20 protein-coding genes are annotated in these 20449 nt (G+C 48.1%); 15 read left to right on the top strand and 5 right to left on the bottom strand.

Features of this window, described 5'->3' with window-relative positions:
- Positions 1-23: 23 nt before the first annotated feature.
- The gene (locus tag KD909_RS07505) at positions 24-3410 is read right to left on the bottom strand and encodes a dynamin family protein (RefSeq protein ID WP_211781204.1); all 3387 of its coding nucleotides are present in this window, start codon (positions 3408-3410) and stop codon (positions 24-26) included.
- A gap of 16 nt (positions 3411-3426) precedes the next feature.
- A complete protein-coding gene (locus KD909_RS07500) occupies positions 3427-4047 on the bottom strand; it encodes an NAD(P)-dependent oxidoreductase (RefSeq protein ID WP_211781203.1) in 621 nt (206 codons plus the stop codon).
- Positions 4048-4222: 175 nt separating this feature from the next.
- Here KD909_RS07500 and KD909_RS07495 point away from each other — a divergent pair, with 175 nt between their 5' ends.
- From KD909_RS07495 to KD909_RS07480, 4 genes are all read left to right on the top strand, one after another.
- Entirely contained in the window at positions 4223-5314 is a 1092-nt protein-coding gene (locus tag KD909_RS07495) for an FUSC family protein (protein WP_012726287.1), read from the top strand.
- Positions 5315-5382: 68 nt separating this feature from the next.
- Positions 5383-6054, top strand: a complete 672-nt coding sequence (locus KD909_RS07490) for a WGR domain-containing protein (RefSeq protein ID WP_211781202.1) — start codon at positions 5383-5385, stop codon at positions 6052-6054.
- A 65-nt stretch (positions 6055-6119) separates the two neighbouring features.
- Entirely contained in the window at positions 6120-6647 is a 528-nt protein-coding gene (locus tag KD909_RS07485; RefSeq protein WP_196430714.1) for a PH domain-containing protein, read from the top strand.
- Positions 6644-8143 carry a PH domain-containing protein gene (locus KD909_RS07480; protein ID WP_211781201.1) on the top strand — a complete coding sequence of 500 codons (1500 nt, stop codon included), beginning with the start codon at positions 6644-6646 and terminating at the stop codon, positions 8141-8143. Before KD909_RS07485 ends, KD909_RS07480 begins: the two co-directional genes overlap by 4 nt.
- Positions 8144-8355: 212 nt before the next feature.
- Here the strand turns inward: KD909_RS07480 and KD909_RS15555 are convergent, their stop codons facing one another.
- Positions 8356-8478 carry a hypothetical protein gene (locus KD909_RS15555; RefSeq protein ID WP_255349577.1) on the bottom strand — a complete coding sequence of 41 codons (123 nt, stop codon included), beginning with the start codon at positions 8476-8478 and terminating at the stop codon, positions 8356-8358.
- A gap of 282 nt (positions 8479-8760) precedes the next feature.
- Here KD909_RS15555 and KD909_RS07475 point away from each other — a divergent pair, with 282 nt between their 5' ends.
- Positions 8761-10023 (top strand): NCS2 family permease, encoded by a 1263-nt coding sequence (locus KD909_RS07475; RefSeq protein WP_211782844.1) that lies wholly within the window; start codon positions 8761-8763, stop codon positions 10021-10023.
- A 71-nt stretch (positions 10024-10094) separates the two neighbouring features.
- Here KD909_RS07475 and tnpB read toward each other — a convergent pair whose 3' ends face one another.
- Complete coding sequence (tnpB, locus tag KD909_RS07470; protein WP_211782843.1) at positions 10095-11267, bottom strand: IS200/IS605 family element RNA-guided endonuclease TnpB; 1173 nt, start codon at positions 11265-11267, stop codon at positions 10095-10097.
- A 210-nt stretch (positions 11268-11477) separates the two neighbouring features.
- On the opposite strand from tnpB, the gene KD909_RS07465 reads away from it, so the two are divergent.
- The 8 genes from KD909_RS07465 (at position 11478) to KD909_RS07430 (ending at position 17165) form a co-directional block, all read left to right on the top strand.
- Positions 11478-11945 carry a DinB family protein gene (locus KD909_RS07465; RefSeq protein ID WP_211782842.1) on the top strand — a complete coding sequence of 156 codons (468 nt, stop codon included), beginning with the start codon at positions 11478-11480 and terminating at the stop codon, positions 11943-11945.
- Entirely contained in the window at positions 11942-12433 is a 492-nt protein-coding gene (locus tag KD909_RS07460; RefSeq protein ID WP_211782841.1) for a DUF3916 domain-containing protein, read from the top strand. Before KD909_RS07465 ends, KD909_RS07460 begins: the two co-directional genes overlap by 4 nt.
- Before the next feature lie 150 nt (positions 12434-12583).
- Complete coding sequence (locus KD909_RS07455) at positions 12584-13354, top strand: hypothetical protein (RefSeq protein ID WP_211782840.1); 771 nt, start codon at positions 12584-12586, stop codon at positions 13352-13354.
- Positions 13351-14223, top strand: coding sequence for an AAA family ATPase (locus KD909_RS07450; RefSeq protein ID WP_211782839.1), 873 nt, complete (start codon positions 13351-13353; stop codon positions 14221-14223). The genes KD909_RS07455 and KD909_RS07450 overlap by 4 nt, the downstream gene beginning before the upstream one ends.
- Before the next feature lie 53 nt (positions 14224-14276).
- Entirely contained in the window at positions 14277-15227 is a 951-nt protein-coding gene (locus KD909_RS07445) for a DUF58 domain-containing protein (RefSeq protein WP_211782838.1), read from the top strand.
- Between the two features lie 15 nt (positions 15228-15242).
- The gene (locus KD909_RS07440; protein ID WP_211782837.1) at positions 15243-15965 is read left to right on the top strand and encodes a hypothetical protein; all 723 of its coding nucleotides are present in this window, start codon (positions 15243-15245) and stop codon (positions 15963-15965) included.
- A gap of 200 nt (positions 15966-16165) precedes the next feature.
- A complete protein-coding gene (locus tag KD909_RS07435) occupies positions 16166-16678 on the top strand; it encodes a hypothetical protein (RefSeq protein WP_211782836.1) in 513 nt (170 codons plus the stop codon).
- A 25-nt stretch (positions 16679-16703) separates the two neighbouring features.
- Positions 16704-17165, top strand: coding sequence for an NUDIX hydrolase (locus KD909_RS07430; RefSeq protein ID WP_211782835.1), 462 nt, complete (start codon positions 16704-16706; stop codon positions 17163-17165).
- A 48-nt stretch (positions 17166-17213) separates the two neighbouring features.
- Here KD909_RS07430 and KD909_RS07425 read toward each other — a convergent pair whose 3' ends face one another.
- On the bottom strand, positions 17214-17924 hold the full coding sequence (locus KD909_RS07425) for a GntR family transcriptional regulator (protein WP_211782834.1): 711 nt from the start codon (positions 17922-17924) through the stop codon (positions 17214-17216).
- Between the two features lie 135 nt (positions 17925-18059).
- Here KD909_RS07425 and bglA point away from each other — a divergent pair, with 135 nt between their 5' ends.
- Together bglA and KD909_RS07415 are read left to right on the top strand one after the other, a co-directional pair.
- Positions 18060-19496 (top strand): 6-phospho-beta-glucosidase BglA, encoded by a 1437-nt coding sequence (bglA, locus tag KD909_RS07420; protein ID WP_211782833.1) that lies wholly within the window; start codon positions 18060-18062, stop codon positions 19494-19496.
- A gap of 90 nt (positions 19497-19586) precedes the next feature.
- The gene (locus KD909_RS07415) at positions 19587-20396 is read left to right on the top strand and encodes an MBL fold metallo-hydrolase (RefSeq protein ID WP_249199098.1); all 810 of its coding nucleotides are present in this window, start codon (positions 19587-19589) and stop codon (positions 20394-20396) included.
- The last annotated feature ends 53 nt before the right edge of the window (positions 20397-20449 follow it).

Genomic DNA, 20449 nt, shown 5'->3' with positions numbered 1-20449 from the left:
GAGTCCGATGAGCAGTAATGTGTTCATACCGTTTCCTTTCTGAGCGATTCGAGTCGTTCATACATCTCATCAAAGGAATGGTTGTCCGTCAACATGCTGAGCTCTGCATCGGCAAGTTCTTTCAATTGAGTCGACCATTCTTGTTCAATCTCGATTTCTGATTTCTTGATTTCTTCGTTGGCCCGCTCTACTTGTTTCGTATGAATCGTTTCAAGACGCGACCGAATCATATCGCGAAGCAGTGAGGTCAACTCATCTTTCAGTTGCGTCCGTCCGTCTCCCTCGAAAAATTGACTCGCATTCTTATAGCGCTTCAATACCGACTGATAAAGTGATGTCTCGAGATGAATCGGTTCGACAGCCTCTCGTAACCATGCCACGTCCAGGTCATGGTCAAATTCAAGCGTCGGAAGGAGAGACGCTTGACGCTCGGTCAACCGTTCGACCAAGGCGACGAACTCGCGTTTAACGTATCGCTCCAACCGATATTGGAACACTTGGAGCTCTTGCTGGATGTCATAGGCATACTTATCGAGTGTCCGTCCGAGTGCGCGCTCCAGGCTCTTTCTCGATCCATCGACCTCGACCGGATGGAACGTTTCCTTGACGAAGTCCGAGAGTCGGAGAAGTGATCGCGTCTCGAGGTGGGCGAGGAGTTCTTTCGCTTCCCGGTCAAACAAATCGATGAGTGCTGACACATCGAGTGCCGGTGGGTTCTCGAGTAAAGCGATCAACTGCTGGCGACGATGCTCTTTCGCCGACGCGTCTTCTTTCGCTTCGTTCAAAACACGATCAAATGTAGCGAGTAGCGCCGTCGTTTCTTCCTGTATACGCATCGCGTTGGCGAGACGAAGGTCTTTGTCGACATAGCGTTCAAGTGTCGAGACGAATCGATTGAATCCTTCGTCATCCCCATTCATGGCGTTTCGGCTTGAAATGGGGAGAACGCTTGGTCTGCGGACACCGAGCGCGGTCAACTGTTGTGAGACATAGCTTGTGACCGCATTCCGCTCCTCGTCATCTGTCGCAAGATCAGAGGCGTTCACGAGGAAGAACATCTCGTGATCTCCTGTCCCCTGGACCCGTCCGAGCTGAATGACGAGCTCCCGGTCCGCTTCGGTGAACGCATGATTATAATACGTGACGAACAAGACGGCGTCCGCATCACGCATATAACCGAACTGGACCTCGCTATGTCGGTTGAACTGTGAATCGGCCCCCGGCGTATCGACGAAGACGATGCCACGATCTGCCCACGGTGAGTCGAGATAAAGTTCGATCTCTTTCACGATGCAGCTCTTCTCTTCTTGTGCGACGAACGCGCAGAACGTGTCATAGTCGACGACTTCCGTTCGTCCGAGGTACTCGAGCGGTGCCGATTTTAGGGCATTGACGAACGGGTGGTCGACATCGAGCGAGGCGAGGGAAGTCCCGTAACCTTGTAACTCCTCTTCGAGTTCATCGTGTGATTTGAAGGTGATCGATGCCGTTCGATTCGTCCGTCCGTTCGGCGGGACGATCTTTGTGATGGATGCCGTCAACGGGTTAGGGGACGTCGGTAACACCGTCTCACCGAAAAGCGCATTGAGAGTCGAAGACTTTCCAGCAGAAAATGCTCCGAAGATGGCGAACGTGTACTGTTCATGCTTCGCACGCTCGATTTTCTTGCGTAATGTCGAGACACGGGAACGGAACAATGGGTGATTCTCTAATATTTCACATACCGCATTTTCATAAGAAAAATTAAAGTCAAATAAATCATGATCATCATCTAAAATCGACGTCGATGCAATCTCTGATTCAACAACATTCGACTGTTTTTCAGGGAGATACGTTGCATCGACATAGTTTCGAACGGCCAACTGATCTAACTGATTTGAATCAAGTTGCAACGCTTCATATTGACCGATAGCATTCAGACGGTTAGAAAGACGAATCCGTAACGCTTCCGTATCGAGCGCTTCATACAACGCTTCCTCTTCAGTCGTAAATTGTTCCAAGCGCAAATCGACTTCCGCTTTCATGTACGTATCCGTCGAGTGGACCCAAGGTTCAGATACTTTCGTTACCCATGTCGCGAGGGCCGTCTCGATGTCACGACTGAACTGCAACACCGTATCACCACTTAGGGATGCACCGGATTTCACTTGTTCGGTGATGAGTGAGCTCGGTGCAATCGGGAGGACATCGCCTTTCGGTAGGAGAGTCTCTGGAAGTTTCAAATCTCGGATGATGTCTTCCGCGTACTTCACGAGATGTGGACGTAAGTTCATATCAATCAGACGGTTGAATTCTTTGACCGCCACTTCCTCACGACGAGCACGTTCTTGCTTCGTCTTTTCTTTCGAGAACAATAGTCCGACCTTGAAAGAAGGAGAACAACTCTCGAGATAAGAGCGTAATAGTTCACGGAACTCATAGGTCATGATCGGTGCACTTTCGACGATTGGTGCCTGATGTTTGAAGAATTCGCGACGGAATGATGTCCACCATGCCCGTTTCTTCTCAAGGCGATGTAGACGTGACTGCATTTCCTTCGGACTCTTTTCATAAGTTGGCAATTGATCCAACATCGATTGAATCGATGATTCGTTGCGGCGGACTAGCGTATGAATCAATGCATCCGCATGCTTGACTTGCTGCTGTCTCGAGTCCGTGATGACTTGCCGCACATACGACCGCAAGCGCTCGACTTCGTTATGTGGATGCTTCAAATCACGAAGTGAGATGTAGAACGTGTCATTTGGGACGATGTCATGATGACGGAATGCTTTCGTCAATGACGCCTTGAAGTCCACAAAGGAAAGCTCATCCTCATCATGTTTGTCGATTTGGTTAATGATGATGGAATAGGGACGTCCTTCCCGGCTAAATTGTTTCATCAGTCCGATGTTTTGTTCCGATTGGACATGGTTGTAGTCCATCATGAAGAACAAGTGATCGGCCAAGAAGAGCGAGCGCTCCGTCGCTTGGCGATGTCGTTCATCCGTTGAGTCAATCCCTGGCGTGTCCATCAACACGACGTGTTCATCAAATGGGAATCGGTCAATCGTATACTCGACTTCCTTGATTTCCTCGACTTTGCAATAGTCACTAATATTTGATAGGGAAGAAGGGTCTAATGAAATCCAGTCCGTATCATTGATCGCGACAGCTGCCGCAGATTCTCCACCTCGTAATGTGACGATATTCGCACTCGTCGGAATCGGACTTGTCGGAAGGAATCCGTCCTCTAGCCAGTCGTTGAGCAATGTCGACTTCCCGGCTGAGAAGTGACCACAGACGGCAATCCAGACTTCTTCATTCGTTACTTTTTGTAGGGCTGTCCGAGCGAGTCGTGCAGCGTCCGTCATCTCCTCTTGTTCAAACGTTAAAGCGAGTCGTGCCAATTGTTCTCGTTGTTCGTGCATGTTTCCCATCCCCTAATTATGATTCCGTCGTGATGCCGACACGGTGTCCGACATATGCATCATTCGTTAAACAATCCATCGCTAAATCGGCGACATCGTTCCTCGAGATCGGACCTGAATGTTTCGTGCCTAATACCTCTTTTGAGATGATGATGTCTCCGTCCGATTGCTCATCGATCAGTTGAGTCGGACAGATGATCGTGAAGGCTAAACCTGAATCCCGTAATAACTCATAAGCGCGGGCATGATCTTCGGCTGCGGTTGTCATCGTACGCTTCGATTCTTTCGTTTCAAAGCGATAGTTGTCGCTATCATACGCCTGTAAGATGCCGGCGGTCCCGACCGTGATGATGCGTGTTACGTTAAATTGTCTCATCGCTTCGATCACGAGTGGTGTGAATGTAGACAATACGTTTTGTTTGTCCGTCCCTAACGCCGAGATGACGACGTCTGCAGATCGAACCGTTTCTCGTACTACTGCTTGGTCCGTCGCGTCTCCGATGATTTGGTTGACACCCTCCTTAGAATCCATCGAATGTCTTGTTAAAAGTTTGACGTCATGTCCTTGATTCAATAAACGCTCAAGTATCCGTTCCCCTGTACGGCCACTTCCGCCAAATAAAGCAATTGTTGACAAGTAAACCCCTCCCCATCAAGATGAAAGAAATATCCAACGCCATCATAACACGGAAGCGTTCACAAAACTGCCTGAAATGGTTCATTTCCACTTGAAAAGAATATGGTACGTTTTAGAATTGAAGAAGAAGGCAAAAAATACATATGACAGGTGTAAGAGAGGAAGGCACCACTACATGAAATTTGGGGCTAGAACTATTAAGACCGGACTATCGGTCGCAATCGTCTTGCTGATTGCCGAGGCATTTCAATTCCAACAAATCGTCGTCCCGGCACTGGCCGCATCGCTCGCACTGCTTCCGTCTGTCTATCAGACCGGACTACGATTAATTGAAGAGATGAAAGGGAACCTGATTGGAGCATTACTCTCCGTCGGATTTCTGCTACTCACTCCGAATCCGACACCAATCGCGATCGGATTCGTCATCATCATCGCCATCTCCATCCTTCTCTTTTTAAATTTAGAGTCGACGACACGGACCGTCATCTTGACGACGATTCTCATCATGGAAGGGGCGAGCCAGTCGGATATGCCGGTGTGGGTGTTTGCGGGCGAACGTTACCTACTCATTATGATGGGGATTACGGTCGCATTGATTGTGAATGCACTGTTGTTCCCACCTCGCTACGAGCGGAAACTCGAAGCACAAATCACCGACACATTTCAAATGGTTGTTCGGATCGCACGCTTGTTTGCGGAGACGGAAGGCGGCCGCTCCTCATTCGACTCGTTACCAGAGACAAAGAAGCTGCATAGCGACTCAAAACAAACGTACGCCTATTTTGAAGAAGAAATTAAAGCGAATCGATGGCTTGAGAAGAAGACACCGATCTTTCGTCGAGCTGTCCTGAAGTCTAAAATGATTGAGACGAACCGTGCCGCGCTCCATGTCATCGAGAAGCTCGATCATGATTTTCATACGATTGAACAACTTCCTCCACAATTGAGCGAAGAGCTGTATCGCCACATTCGTCACTTGTTGCGTCGACATGAGCGTCTGTTTTCAGCCTACGAGCTCGAGAACGAGCACCTCATCGATCGAGAAGAGGATCTCATCCATGAGAACTTTGACTTTGCGAAGTTAATGATTGAGAAGATGAGAGAAGAAGAGGAAGAACTCATTCTCATCGTCGTGCCGCTCGTGGCGACGATGACTGACTGGGTCAAGGCAATGAATGAACTCGAACGCTACCTTGTCACTGAAATGAAGAAACATGGGGACAACCTAAAAGTGGAACCACGTAAGAAATGGTTTTTTGAAGACTAAGTAACGGGCCGATATTCGGCTCGTTTTTTAAGAGAGTTATTTTTCGTATAGAAGAGAGGGCATTGAGGATGAAGAAGTCTTTTCAACACATCACAAAGTATTGGAACATCATCGTTATAGGTGATGAATTTGCTGTAAACTACGGAAAAATTGGGACAATCGGAAAGGTACAAGTAAAATCTTTTGAATCCGATTCGGAATGTATGAAAGAAGCGGAAAAACTCATTCGTCAAAAATTGAGAAAAGGATATGTTGAATGCCCTTTTGATTGGAACAAACATATGTATGTGGATAACCCGGAAGTTGGACCGAGTTTTCTGACCTCTCATCCGAAGTATCAGGAATGTTTCAATGATGAATTCTTTGTGGATTGTACGGAAGAATATGCTCCATTCGGAAATGACGCTGGAGCCGATGCATTGGTTATGTACGAAGAAGTGATTCGAAAAGATAGAGACCTTTGTTATTTATCATACGCTTACGCCTTAATTGAAAGTTGGATTGATCGAGATGTGAACGGTCCAGAAGATTGGTCAATGTATGAATATGCCTATACATGTGATCAAGTCCTCGTGGCTGGTGCGTTTGCTTCCATCAAAATGACGGGAAAGCTGACGGATGATTTGAAAGTGGCAGGGTTAGCAGCCATTTATCGATTAAAACAAGCTTTCGAATTAGAGGATCAGCCCATATTTGATGAGTTATATGCACGCTTAAGTACATTCCAGACCGAATCCTGAAACTTTTCGAGAAGAAATGCGTATACAATAAAGACAGATACATAAGAACGATAGGGGGATTCACCATGTCAGAAACAACACCGACACCTGAAGAAGGTGTCACACCACAACGTATCAGCGGCACACTTCCAATCGAGGCACGTGCCGTCTTCCGGTTATCAAGTGCGATTTTTTATCTCATCGGACTTCTTGTCACAGGAGCTCTCGTGGCGGCCGCTTACTGGTTCGACTGGCCGACTTGGATACAGATTGGTTTGATCGTGCTACTCGTCATCGATGTCGTCTATAGTTTGATTGATCTCATCTGGTTCCAAAAGTGGAAACAAGAACGATTCACGTATGACGTTCAGCCACTCGAGATTCGGATTCACCATGGGATCATCACGACACACGATGTGCTCATCCCGATGACAAAGGTCCAATATGTTCATGCGGAACAAGGACCGCTTCTCCGTAAATACGGGTTACAGACCATCACCATCGGGACAGCGGCCGGTTCTCACGAAATCTATGCGATTGAAGAGTCGTTCGCCAAGACACTTCGTGAACAAATTGCCATCTATGCACGCATTGAAGAGGAGGATGTCGTATGACCGAGACCGCGTTAACATGGCATCGACTCCCGAGTCGCGTTTTGGTGCTGCGTATTCTCGAAGTCATCAAGTCGTTCGCCATTCCAATCGTCTTACTCTTTGTGCTCAATAACGACTGGGACTCGACATTTGGTATCATCATCCGAGTCGGGATTTTACTCTTCCTATTACTCGATATTGTTCAGAAGTTCTTCGGATGGTTAAATTTCCGTTATGCCCTCGATGAAAAGACTGTCTATGTCATCGAAGGGAACTGGTTGAAAAAAGAAAAATCGCTTCCACTCTATAAGATTCAAAGTGTTCATTCGAACAGTCCATTCCTCTATCGGTTGCTTGGTGTCGTCGAATTGACGTTCGATACGAATGCCAACAGCGACGATGCTTCTTTCAAATTGGCGGGTGTCTTCCCAACCGAAGCCAAACGACTGGAAGAGATTCTCGAACAGGTCCGTCATCGGAAACAAAGCGGAGCAGCGGTAGATGACTCAGAAGAGTCGGATGAGACACCTGTACAGGCAGCACCGGTACCAAGTCGCCTGTTGTACGCCTTATCTACGCGCGAAATCGTATTGGCATCCATCACGTCGCTCTCTGTCTTCGCCATCTTCCCGGTCGCCTCGACGGTTATCTCGTCAATCGACGACTTCATCAACTTGGATGGGGCGTTTAATCAAGTCGAAGATTATGTCGTCCATGCGTCCATCATCGCCATCGGTCTTCTCGTCATCGGAGTGTTGATGCTATCGATCGTGATTGGCATGGTCATCAACTTCTTGAAGTATGGGAACTTCCGACTTGAGCGGAGAGGGGAACGCATTCGCGTCGAGAAGGGATTGTTGAACCGAAGTGCCAAAGAGATCCCATATGAGAAGATCCAAGCGATTCGCATCAAAGAGACGTTCATTCGTCGCTGGTTCCACATCGTCGGGGTCGAACTCGTCGCAGCAGGGACGATGGATGAATTGAAAGATGAATCGTCGACGATTCTCCCGTTCGTCCGTCGTGACCGGGCGATGCAAGTACTCCGTGAACACTTCACGCACTTCACATGGTCGGACGAACTACATCGACTCCCTAGACGTGCCTTAGGAATCAAACTACTCCGAATCAGCTGGTTCGGCTTCATCATCTCAGGACTCGTGCTATATTTCTTCCGAGACTATGCCTGGTGGCTCCTGCTCTTATGGGCCATCATCATCGGGGGACGCGTCCTCAGTTTTATTACCACAAAATATGTCCGCATGGATCAATTCATTCAATTGCGAACGGGTGCATTCAACGTCCGCTCATTCTTGACGGACAAACCACGGATCGAACAGATTCAAGTGAAGCAATCGCTCTTGCAACGTCGATTCGGACTTTGTACGGTTCAGTTCTCGACACGTGGAGGATTCTTATCAGTCGAGACCATCGATGATATCCCGAAAGAAGATGCGGACGCGATGCTCGTCTGGTTCTCTCGTTATAACGAAATGAATGAAGAACGCTCAGGATAAAGTTTCCTGAGCGTTTGAATTATTTGTGATTTTCATATCAAATGATGTTTCTCTTACTGAAAACGCGGATAAAGTATGGTATGATGCAAGTAGAAAGAGACCGGTGCTGGACACACCGACCTCTGGCTTACAGGCTACCACTTTAAGAGTGGTCCCAGCCGCCACAATGGTTAGTGAATCAGAAAGTGACCCATCTCATTGCGCCGAGGGGGTCATTTTTTTGTGCGTTCAGACGTTGCACGATCGGATGTTCGGTGAATCACCAAGTGAACGATGATCGGAGCGAGGATTGGGATCATCACATAATCCCCAACCCAGGTCCAAAGTTGTTCCATCCGCACCACCGCCTTCCTCCATTGTGGACTTGGCGGCTGACCCCACTATTGCTGCGTTAACCTGCCCCTTCATTATAACAGATTTGTTCGCAAAAATGCGCCAAAAACAAGAACAAACGTTCTTGTATTATAAAATGAATCTTTTGATGGAATCGGTCTCATTAATGGGTCCAAAGAAGGAATTGAGTCGAATCGCTCTTGCTTGTTAGATGTCTGACAGGATATAATCAATCTCGTGTGTATACACGGGTGGGTGAGGGTGCCAATAAAGGATTGATTCCTATGGCAAAACAAACAGAATGGAAAACAGAAACATACGGGGGCGTGCTGAACTTTCTGGCGACAGCATACATCCCGGCCGTGCATGCGGCAATCTTGACACAAGCCGGACTCCCGTTCGAGGGGGCGCTCGTCGGAGCGATTTTGACAAGCATCATCGGGACATTGATTGCGGGATTCTTCAATCTGCCGCTTCTCTTGTTACCGGGAATGGGGATTAATGCGCTCTTCACGTACACGCTCGTCCTACAAATGGGATTGAGCTGGCAAAGTGCGCTCGCCGTCTCATTCGTCTCAGGTATACTCGTCGTACTATTGACGGTCACCAAAGTCGCGAGGAAATTGGCGAACGCGTTCCCACCGATCATTCACGACGGATTGACGGTCGGTCTCGGCCTTTTCCTCATCTTGATCGGGCTCGAGGCGGCAGGGATCGTCTCAGGCGGGGGTGGGGCATTGCTTCACATCGGTGATCTCGGGGAGCGTGACGTCCAAGTCGCATTCCTGTCACTCTTCGTCGCCATCTTACTGTTCTTGAAGATGGGGCCGAGCAGCTTCCTTTGGACGATCGGTTTCGGTGTCGGACTCAGTGCCGTGATGGGAACACTCGATTGGACGGGAAGCTTCGCGTTGACACCGTTCTTCGAATCGTTCGGCACAGTATTTGGGAACATCTCGTTCGCCGAGTCGACATCTCCACTCTTCTTCGTCGCGGTCGGTGTGCTGACGCTCGTCTTGTTGATTGAAAACATCAGCTTGATTCAGAATCAGACACGGGCAATCGGCAAAGAAGAAGAGGCGCCGAAAGGTCTCGTCGCACAAGGTCTCTCGACGATGGCCGGGGCCATGTTCGGGTCAAGCCCGACCGTCTCGACGGTCGAGGTGGCTGCCGGGATATCAGTCGGGGCGCGAGGCGGAATCGCTTCGTTCGTCACGTCTGGATTGTATGTGGTATCACTCTTATTGCTACCGCTCTTTGCAATCATCCCGGTGACGGCGATCGCTCCGGTTCTTATCATCATCGGAATGATGATGTTCCAGAACGTGAAGCATCTGCCACTCGATAACTGGGAGCATGCCTTCCCGGCAATCCTTGTCATCATCATGATCCCGTTCACGTATTCCATCGTCGATGGGATCGGACTCGGGTTCATCGCGTACACGATGATTGTCTTGTTCAAGAAGGGCTACCGGTCACTCAGCCCGATCGTCGGTGTCTTGACCGTATTGTTCTTAGTTTTCTTCTCATTACCAGTCTGGTTTTGAACTACCTCCACCTACGCTTCGCTTAGAGGTGGAGGATTCCTGAGTTATCCGACCTATCGGTCGAAACCTGATCAGGCTAACCCCGTCGTCCCGACGGTTGAAGCAGCCAAGATACGTTCTGCTTCTTGTTTGAGATTCAGTCCTGCGTTCACATCGCGGTCGTGATGGACCCCGCAATTCGGGCATGTCCATTCACGCAGGCTTAGATGCTTCACGTCTTTGTGTCGATGGCCGCAACCCGAACAGAGCTGGCTCGAGGCGAAGGTCTTCCCGACCTTCACGACGATCTTCCCGTACCAGTCGGCCTTGTATTCAAGCATGCGGAAGAACTCCGACCAACTCACCTCGGAGATGGACTTGCTCAATTTGCGGTTCTTCTGCATGTTCTTCACCTGCAAGGTCTCGATACCGATGACGTCGTGGTTTTTGACGATCTCGGTCGATACCTTGTGCAGCAAGTCTGTCCGCTTGTTGGCAATCTTCTCGTGGATACGGGCGACCTTCCGCTTCTGCTTCTGGTAGTTTTTCGCCTCGGACAGTTTCACCTTCCTGTTCAAGGCGATGAACTGACGACGGGATAACTTCCGCTGCTCGCGCGCCAGCTTCTTCTCGAGCGTACGGAAATAACGGTCGTTTTGGTATACGGTTCCGTTTGACAGGATAGCGAAATTCTTCAGCCCGACGTCGACGCCGACGGATGAGCCGGTCTTCGGCAGTTCGTCGATCTCCTGCTCTGCGAGCAGGGACACGAAGTATTTGCCTGAAGCTGTACGTCGGATCGTGGCGTTCAAGATACGCCCCTTGACCTGCTTCGAGTTGGCGAAACGAACCCACTTCAGCTTCGGGAGCTTGAGTTTGTTTCCGATGATCGAGATTTCGGGGATCTGATTATTCTTCTCGATATTCGTCTTGTATGATTGAACAGGGTTCCGCTTCGACTTGAAGCGAGGGCGCTCGTTCTGTTTCTTGAAGAAGCGTTCATAGGCGTCGACCAGATGCTTGACGCTAGTCTGAAGAGAATGGCTGTCGACCTCTTTTAACCAGTCGAACTCCTGCTTCAGCAAAGGGATCTCTTTCGAACAAGATCCGTAGGAGAGTCCTTTACCAGTCGCTTGATAGGTTTCATCCCATTTCGCCAAGAAGTGGTTGAAGACGAAACGCGAACAACCGATCGTCTTCGCGATCAGGATCTCCTGCTCTTTTGTCGGGTAGATTCTGAATTTGTAAGCCTTGTGTTTCAGCATGATGTTCACCTCCTTGAAGGTAGTATACCCGAAAGGAGAGTGAGCGGTTCACCTCCCACTTACACTTCGTTTAGAAGTGGGAGTACTCTCGTTTAATTTTGATAGAGATACGCACGGCATCGTTCATGAAGAACGGTGCCGTTTTTTGATTTGAAAAGACTCGTTCGTGCTATAATCGCAGTAATTTGAATGGAACGGGGAGGGGATTGGATGCAAGTCATTCAAGAATTCGCATCGTACAAAGAATGGCTCGAGTCGTTAGAAAAGCTGAGTGACTCTGATTGGAATAAACAGATCGACTCGGAGAAGTGGTCCATAAAGCAAATCGTCTTACATATCGCCCATTGGGACAATCATCTGTTAAATGTCATCATCCCATCGGTGAAGAACGGGGAAGGGATGATTTTCCCTGACTTTGACTCTTTCAACGCACGGGCGACGAAAAGAGCGGAGAAGTTATCGGGTGAGGTCGTGTTGAAGGAATCACTACAAAGTCGACGAGCACTCATCACCATGCTCGAGTCCTTAAGTGAGGAGGCGCTGACTTATAAAACGACAGCGAATGGTGTCTCGCATGATCCGCATCAAGGTGTCCCCTACTCGTTACATGTAATCATCGGGGAGTTCATCGAGCATGACCGACACCATATGAAGCAAGTCGAGTCAATCCTGAAATGAGACATCGGAAAGTGCGTGGTCTAAAACGAAAATTAAGTCGTCTTCAGCGAAATATACAAGAAAATCATGAGGATCTTCCAACGGAGTTTCATAATGGGTATTGGTATGCCAAGATTCCGGTCGGACAAACTTTTTTAATGGATACTCAACACAATGCCAAAATCAAACAGTCACTCATCCATATTCTGCTCGATGAAGCGAAACGACTAGTAGAGTTGCGTGTGGATGAACGAATGCGAGTCGTCGTGCTGCTAGATTTACCTACACTCTGGAACTCTGAACTTCTCGTGTTTGAAGATGAAGAGGTGTTACAATCGTTTATGCGGCGTGATTCATCCCACCAAAAATGGATTCCAATCCCATATGTAAGAACGTTTATAAACCAATGGGGCATTCGGAGTGACCAGGACATCCGCGTGTATGGATTTGAAGAATGGTTGTATGACGAAGAGGATGAGGGTAGAGAAGTGTGGATGCTCGTTCAATGAACGGGCATTTTTCTTTTGTCTAAAAATAACTGAATATTCCGTAAAAGTTCATGGTATAATCCATTTAATCCTATTTCCAAAAAAAGGATTTAGACTATGAGAGGAGCCGTCACTTGAGATGAAACCGAATATACATATACGGAATCGCCAATGAAACAAGTCAAAACGATTTTTGTGTCAGGGATTCTATTCTCCTTACTACTTGTCGCACTCATCTCCTATTCCGGTCAACTGGGATACCGTTACTACCAATCATTAGATATCTCAGGGAGCGAGATTACGAGTTGGGTCACCGACTGTCATGACAAACGAAAGTTTTTAGGGATTTTCGAAGTGACGGATGTCGACTTTTGGTGTGGGGATGCGCCAGATGAAGAACCAGAAGGGAACGGCCCAGACGGAGCAATGATTGACTCAGAAGAGGATTCAGGTGGTACACCGAAAGAGCGGATCAAGGACCAATCCCCTTCTTACGGAAACCCGTCAGGAGAAGAGACGAGCAGCGTCTCCTACCTCCCATACATGATTACCGGAATGATTATCTTGCTCGGATGGTGGCTCTGGAAAAGACGACGCCCTTCGAAGAAACAAAGCGAGGAGGGAGAGTTAGATATCGAGGATCACACGCTAGTGACTTCTGACAACGCGTCGATGCAGATAAACCGAACGGTTCATCCATTACCAGCATCGGCTATCCGAAAGCAGTTGATTCAATTCGAAGCAGCGTTACCTCCATATAAACGTCGTCGCCCAACTGAGACGTTGTCGACTTGGGCGAAACGAATCGAGCTCGATGCATCCCTACTTACCTATTTAGAGACACGTTATGATGATGGAAACATCTCACCACAACGTGAGCGAGCGTTCACCCAACAACTTGATGAATACCTACTACGCACACAAAAGGAGTCGAACTCATGACCATCCGACACGTATTGGACCAATTAGACCGCATTTACCTCGGTAAACCAGAAATCACAAAATTATGTTGCACAGCGCTATTGGCGAACGGCCATATCTTGCTAGAGGATGTGCCTGGGACGGGGAAGACATTACTTGCGAAAAGCATCGCCAAAAGCTTTGAGGCAGACTTCGCTCGAATTCAATTCACAGCCGACCTGCTGCCTTCTGACATCATCGGTTCAGACTTCTTCAATATGCAGACCCAGACGTTCGAGAACCGCACCGGACCGATCTTCACGAATATTTTACTCATCGATGAAGTGAACCGCGCCGTTCCGAGAACGCAATCCGCCTTGCTTGAAGCGATGGAAGAACGCCAAGTCTCTATCGGTGGCGTCACCTATCAACTACCGAAACCATTCTTCGTCATCGCGACGCAAAACCCGATCGAGTCGGCGGGAACGTTCACGCTACCGGACGCCCAACTCGACCGCTTCCTCATGTCTCTTCAAGTCGGATATCCTTGGGCAGACGAAGAGCGGAACTTGATTCTGCAGACGATTTCAAAGACGAGACAGACAGTACATGCCTTGATGACGAATGAAGCTTTTTTAGAAGCACAAGAAGAAGTCGAGAATATCCGAATTCATGAAGATGTCGTCACGTATTTGCTCGCACTCATCCAGGAGACGAGACAACACCCGTTAGTCGAAGTCGGGGCGAGCCCACGGGCGACGCTTGCGCTCGTCAAAGCGTCACAAGCCTATGCGTACTTGAACGACCGTCAGTTCGTCACACCCGAAGACGTCCAAGCCGTCGCGCCACACGTTCTCTCGCACCGCTTGACCCTTACCCTTGAAGGGGACATCAAATCGACGAAGCGATAAGTGTTGGCGGACGTACTCGAGTCCGTATCCGTCCCGGTTGAAAAGGTGTAACGATGCGACAGGTCGAAATCAGTTCGCCGTCCATCCTTCAGGACCAACTCTGGCCGGCTTATGTCAGTCTCGGTCTACTCACGATGTGGATGCCCTATGTATGGCCAGTTTCTTATATCTGTGGAGCATTGCTGATCATCATGACTATTCGGAAGCGAATCATTGCCCTTGGTGTTCCGCTATTGATTCGACTAGAGGGTAATGAACGGATGGTATTCGAGGACGGGTCACAGGCATACGACACCAGGATCGAACAGGACATACATCATGTGAGCGTCTTGGCTGTGAAGCGTGGACCTGCTTCGATTCATACGTGTGTGATGCGTGTCACCTTACCGTTTTATTTAGGTACTCTTTTTTTCACGGATGAGGAGATGGATATGCCCTCATGGATTGTGTTACCTACCATCACGAAGTCACCAATCACCGAATCTCGCATGATTCGGATGGGTGACCGTATCGTCAAGCACTCCCCGTTGAACGATCCGTTGATGATTCAGAGTGCAAAACGATATGAGAAGGAACCGGCTAAACAGATTGACTGGGTCGCCACTTCAAAGGTCGGTCATGTACAGGCAAAAGTGTTCGAACGACAAAATCTCGACACGTTCACGATTTCCCTTGATTTGAGCGGTCCGCTCGGCAATGGGCTCCATGCGCAATATGAAGACTTGATTCAACAGACGGCGTATTGGGTCTCTTACTTGATCAAAGAAGATTGTAAAGTGGAGCTGTTAATCAACCGACTCGACAAAAACTACCAAGTTGACCGTGTTGCACTGGGAGAAGGAAGAAAACAATTACGGCTCATTCTCGTCCGACTGGCGATGATTCATGAATCGAACGCGTTTGTTGCGTCATCGCGATTCACGTCATATGTCAGTCGTCACAAACAGCCGCACGCCGAATTGATTCACATCAATCACGCGATGATGTTGAACTCATCAGGGTGATGAAAGGAGAAACACATGCGACGAATGACGAGCTTACTCATATGTTGTGTCGGACTGCTTGCAAGCACGACAATCGTATCAGCCGAGATGACTGAATCTTCGGCGGAACGTTTTGCAGATGCATATTTTTATGACATTGTGATGGATCATATTCAGGGAGATGAACCGGCTAATTATCATATGACGGACAGTGAGAACATCACGTTCGGGCCACTTCTCGAGATGTACGTACCGTCTTCCTCTTGTTACAAAACGGGAGAAACATGTACGTTCGTCCCAACCAAAGAATATGTGGCGACCGTCTTTCAAGATGACGAACCGGTCAACGTGATCGGAACATATGAACAAGCAGCGGGTACATATGCGTTCTCAACGTTCGGTTCAGACAAAGAAACACCGAAAGCGTTGACGGACGTAAAAGGCGATCTCGTGAAATACTCAGAAGCGTCGGCTTGGTTTGATTATGATGGGGACATGTTGACGGCGTTGACATCTAATACAAAACAGATGATTAGCGGAGATGAGATTTCAACTGAGGCGTTTCAAGTATTATTGGTTGAAGAGCATGAAAGTATTGAAGGGAATGCCGAAGAAGGGGTGATGGATGGAGCGGATGGCTCTTCGGATGAAGCAGAATCAAACAAGCCAACATCGAGCACCAATCGATTGATTGGCTTTGCGGTGTTAGCGATTTTGCCATTCGGATATTGGTTCCTCAAGAGACGAAAAGCAACATGATGTCAAAAGACTTATCCAATCATCATAATCCATTAGAATTAGTGGTCATACCGAGTCATGCATTGAGAGACAGAGAAGCAACCTACTTGATCTTTCGCCATTTGGAGAATGAACAGTTTCCATTACTTATAGAGCGTAAGCGGACTGTAAGGGATTCGAGAAAACGTCGCTTCTCTTTTAAAAGTCAGGAAGAAGAGCTTGTGACGACCAAAACCATCAAAAATCGTGAGGTGTTAGAGTCGGAATTGACGCTCTCTTCAAATGAGGTCATCGTCTTAAGAGGAGAGAGGAATTGGATTCTGAGCTATTACGAAGACGGATTGACGCTTCAAGGAAACCAAGTGAAACGTGTCGCGACAACTGGTATTGTCCAAATGGAAACATTTTTTGAACATGTGGTTAGAGGCGCGTTTCCCATCAAATTGGCGTTTGGTTTAAATGGGACGTTTGCTCCAGTTGAAAACGTGTTTCGCTTTATATTGCATAACCCAGATTGGAAGGGATTGATTGAAGACGAATTATTGCCTCAGCTTCAGATTCCGAAGGCGAAGAATGTGTGGCAGTCCCTTTCATATCCGACCTACGAGCAGACGCTTGAGACGTTCACTATTGAATTTCATCCAAATATACTAGGAAATTTCATACTCGCACATGATGCTAACGATACGTACTATTTCATTGATCATGTGAATGGGGAGATCAAGATTTTTTGAATTCTAAATAAAGAGGGGTAGTGTAGTGAGTTACATACAGCATATGCGTCAATTAATCGGATCGAATCTATTAATTACTGTAGGATGTGGAGTCCTCATCGAACAGGACAATCAAATTTTGTTGCAACACCGAAAAGATCATCATGTTTGGGGAATCCCCGGTGGCGTTATGGAGCCTGGGGAATCATTTGAAGAGACAGCCATCCGTGAAACTCTCGAAGAGACGGGGCTCTCCGTGGATAATTTGAAACTGTTTGGAATCTATTCCGGTGATGAGGGCTATGCCACTTATGAAAACGGCGATCGCGTCTATAGTGTTCAAGTCATCTTTTACACCCATTCATTCTCAGGAGAAATCGCTCAATTGACAGACGAAAGTCACGAACATCGATTTTTCTCAAGAGAAGACCTACCACGATTACATCAACATCAACGTCGGTTCATTGACGATTGGGTCGATCAGGTCAATCTCCCGGTCGTGAAGTGATATTCATCTCGCGACGAACAACCCCTCATGCGCGCATGAAGGGTTTCTTCACATATAGGGTCCGTTCGCCTGAATGACGAACTGTGAATGTGCGTAGTGGTAGGTGATCCGTGAATAGTCGAAAGGCTTCCCGTTCGTCAGATGAAAGATCGTTTCGATGCGAAGTGTCGGGTCATTCTCTTGCAATCCGAGGTGGCCTGCCTCCACTTCCGTCAATCGATCGACCTGTAGATACATGTCAGAAAACCCAATCGTGACGCCGAGCGCCGATTGCACGTAATCGAAAATCGAGTCCGCCACAATCTCGCGATTCAAATAAGGGACGATGGCTTTCACATAATAGGATTCCTCATGACAGAGCACTTCCCCGTCCACGTATCTCACCCGTTCGACCCGGTACACATCGTCAGACACGCCAATCCCGAGGTTCTCGGCCACCAACGCATCTGGTTTCATAACAGACACATCAATCACACCAGACGTCAAAACACGGTCTCCGAGATTGCTCTTGAATCCTTGGGTGGAGAAGAGGCTCATATAGCCGGGTCGATTATGTCGTCTGACAAAGATGCCGCTTCCCCGCAGTTGAAAGATGACCCCTTTTCGTTCGAGCAGCTCTAAAGCTTTCGTGATGGTGCTCTTACTCACTGCATATTCATTCATCATCTGCTCCAGGACAGGGAGCTTATCCCCTTGTTTTAACTGTTGTTCGTTAATATATTGTTCGATTTCATTCGCGATTTGTTGGTATTTTAGCATGGTCATTCCTCACTTTTTCGTCACTGGTTCTATTATATCATGAAAAAACAAAAGTAATTCAATGTACCGACCTTGTACAATTGTACCGGTACAATTATACTTGACGTGTACGATTCATGTGAAGGAGGACTTACAATGAAGACATTACCGAACGATTTTCTATGGGGAGGCGCGCTTGCCGCTCATCAATTCGAGGGTGGTTGGGACGCTGACGGCAAAGGTCCGAGTGTCGTCGATGTCTTGACGGCGGGAGCACACGGCGTCGCTCGCCGGATCACAGACAAGGTCGAACCGAATGAGTTCTATCCGAACCATGAGGCGATTGACTTTTACCATCGTTATAAAGAAGATGTGGCCCTCTTTGCTGAGATGGGATTGAAATGTTTACGTACTTCCATCGGATGGAGCCGCATCTTCCCGAATGGTGATGATGCAGAACCGAACGAGGCGGGTCTCCAATTTTATGATGACTTGTTCGATGAGCTACTCAAACACGACATCGAACCGATCATCACACTGTCGCATTTTGAGATGCCGCTCCACCTTGCCCGTGAATACGGGGGATTCCGAAATCGTGAAGTCGTCGAGCATTTCGTCCGCTTCGCTGAGGTCTGCTTTGACCGTTACAAAGACAAGGTCAAATACTGGATGACGTTCAACGAAATCAACAACAAGATGGACGTCAACAATCCGCTCTTCTTATGGACGAATTCTGGTGTCCTCCTAGAAGAAGGGGAGAACGCCCGCGAAGTCATGTATCATACCGGACACCACGAACTGATCGCGAGCGCTCTCGCCGTTTCCAAAGGGAAAGCCATCAATCCTGACTTTGAGATTGGTGCCATGGTCTCTCACGTCCCGATCTATCCGTATTCATCAAACCCAGATGACGTCATGCTCGCCGAAGAGATGATGCGTCAACGCTATTTCTTCCCGGACGTACAAGTTCGTGGGTTTTATCCAAGTTACGCCTTGAACGAGTTCGAGCGGGAAGGGTACAACATCCCAATCCTCGAAGGGGACAAAGAGATTTTACAGAACGGAAAGGTCGATTATCTCGGTTTCAGTTACTATATGTCGACGACCGTGAAGAGTGACGTCGTCGCGGACAACAGTGGCGATATCGTCAACGGTGGTCTGCCGAATGGGGTCGAGAACCCGTATATCCAGTCGAGTGACTGGGGATGGGCGATTGACCCGGTCGGACTCCGTTATGTGCTCAACCGACTCTATGACCGGTACCAAATTCCGCTCTTCATCGTCGAGAATGGATTCGGTGCCGTCGATGAGATTGTCGACGGAAAGATTCATGACAAAGCCCGAATCGATTACTTGAAGGCCCATATCGAACAATTGAAGCAAGCCGTCATTTATGACGGGGTCGACTTGATTGGTTACACACCTTGGGGCATCATCGACATCGTCTCGTTCACGACGGGAGAGATGAAGAAGCGATACGGGATGATTTATGTCGATCGTGACAATGAAGGGAACGGATCGATGGAGCGGATGAAGAAAGACTCGTTCGACTGGTACAAACAGGTCATTGCGACGAATGGAGAGAATCTCTAAATAAGGGTGAGCAAAGAACTGTGAAATGTCTGCAGGTCTTTGCTTTTTTTCGCTATAATGTAGAAAATGACGATCCAGGAGGGAAGCCTGATGCAAATAAAGAACTATGGACCGGTGACGGCTGTTTGTGCCAACGTAAAGAACGGTCCATTCGAGATGTCGATGTATGTGTATTATATCGACGGGATGCTCATCGATACGGGAACACGCACGATGCTACCCGAACTTCAACCGTTTTATGAGTCGGTTCCAATCGATCTTGTCAGCATCACGCACCCCCATGAAGACCATATCGGAACGGCAGCCTGGCTTGAACGGACATACGGTGTCCCAATTTACATACGAGAATCCGCCAGAGACATGTGCCGGACGGGGCTAGATATCCCAGATTATCGGGCACGCTTCTCAGGAGACCCGGAACCGTTTCAGCCGATTGCCTATTATGACAATCAGATCACATCAGAACATCATACTTATCAGGTAATCCATACACCTGGTCATGAACCGAATCACGTCGTCTTATACGACGAGGAGAACGGTCGACTGTTCTCGGGTGATTTGTTCGTCCATCCGTATCCGAAGGTGATGATTCCAGAGGAGTCTGTCCCTGAACAGATTCGTTCGCTCAAACGAGTCCTGTCCCTCGATTTTGATGAGGTGTACTGTCAGCATGCCGGGCGTCTCGAACAGGGAAGGGAGCAACTGACCAAAAAGCTCGATTATCTAGAACGTTTGATCGATGACGTGATAACGAAAACTGCAGCAGGCTATACGATTGACGACATCAATGCCCAACTCTTCCCCGAACCATCGCCGCTCGTCCGAATATCCAAGCGGGATTATGACTCTAAACATATGATTGCAAGCATTCTTCGAGAAATCTACGAACAACTTCGTTGACAGAAGGTAAAACACCTAGTATTCTTAGTATAGGATTAAACGTTTAAACTTTT

It is taken from the genome of Exiguobacterium sp. PFWT01 (assembly GCF_018255795.1).
Lineage (GTDB): Bacteria > Bacillota > Bacilli > Exiguobacteriales > Exiguobacteriaceae > Exiguobacterium.
This window is presented reverse-complemented; position numbering and strand designations above follow the sequence as displayed.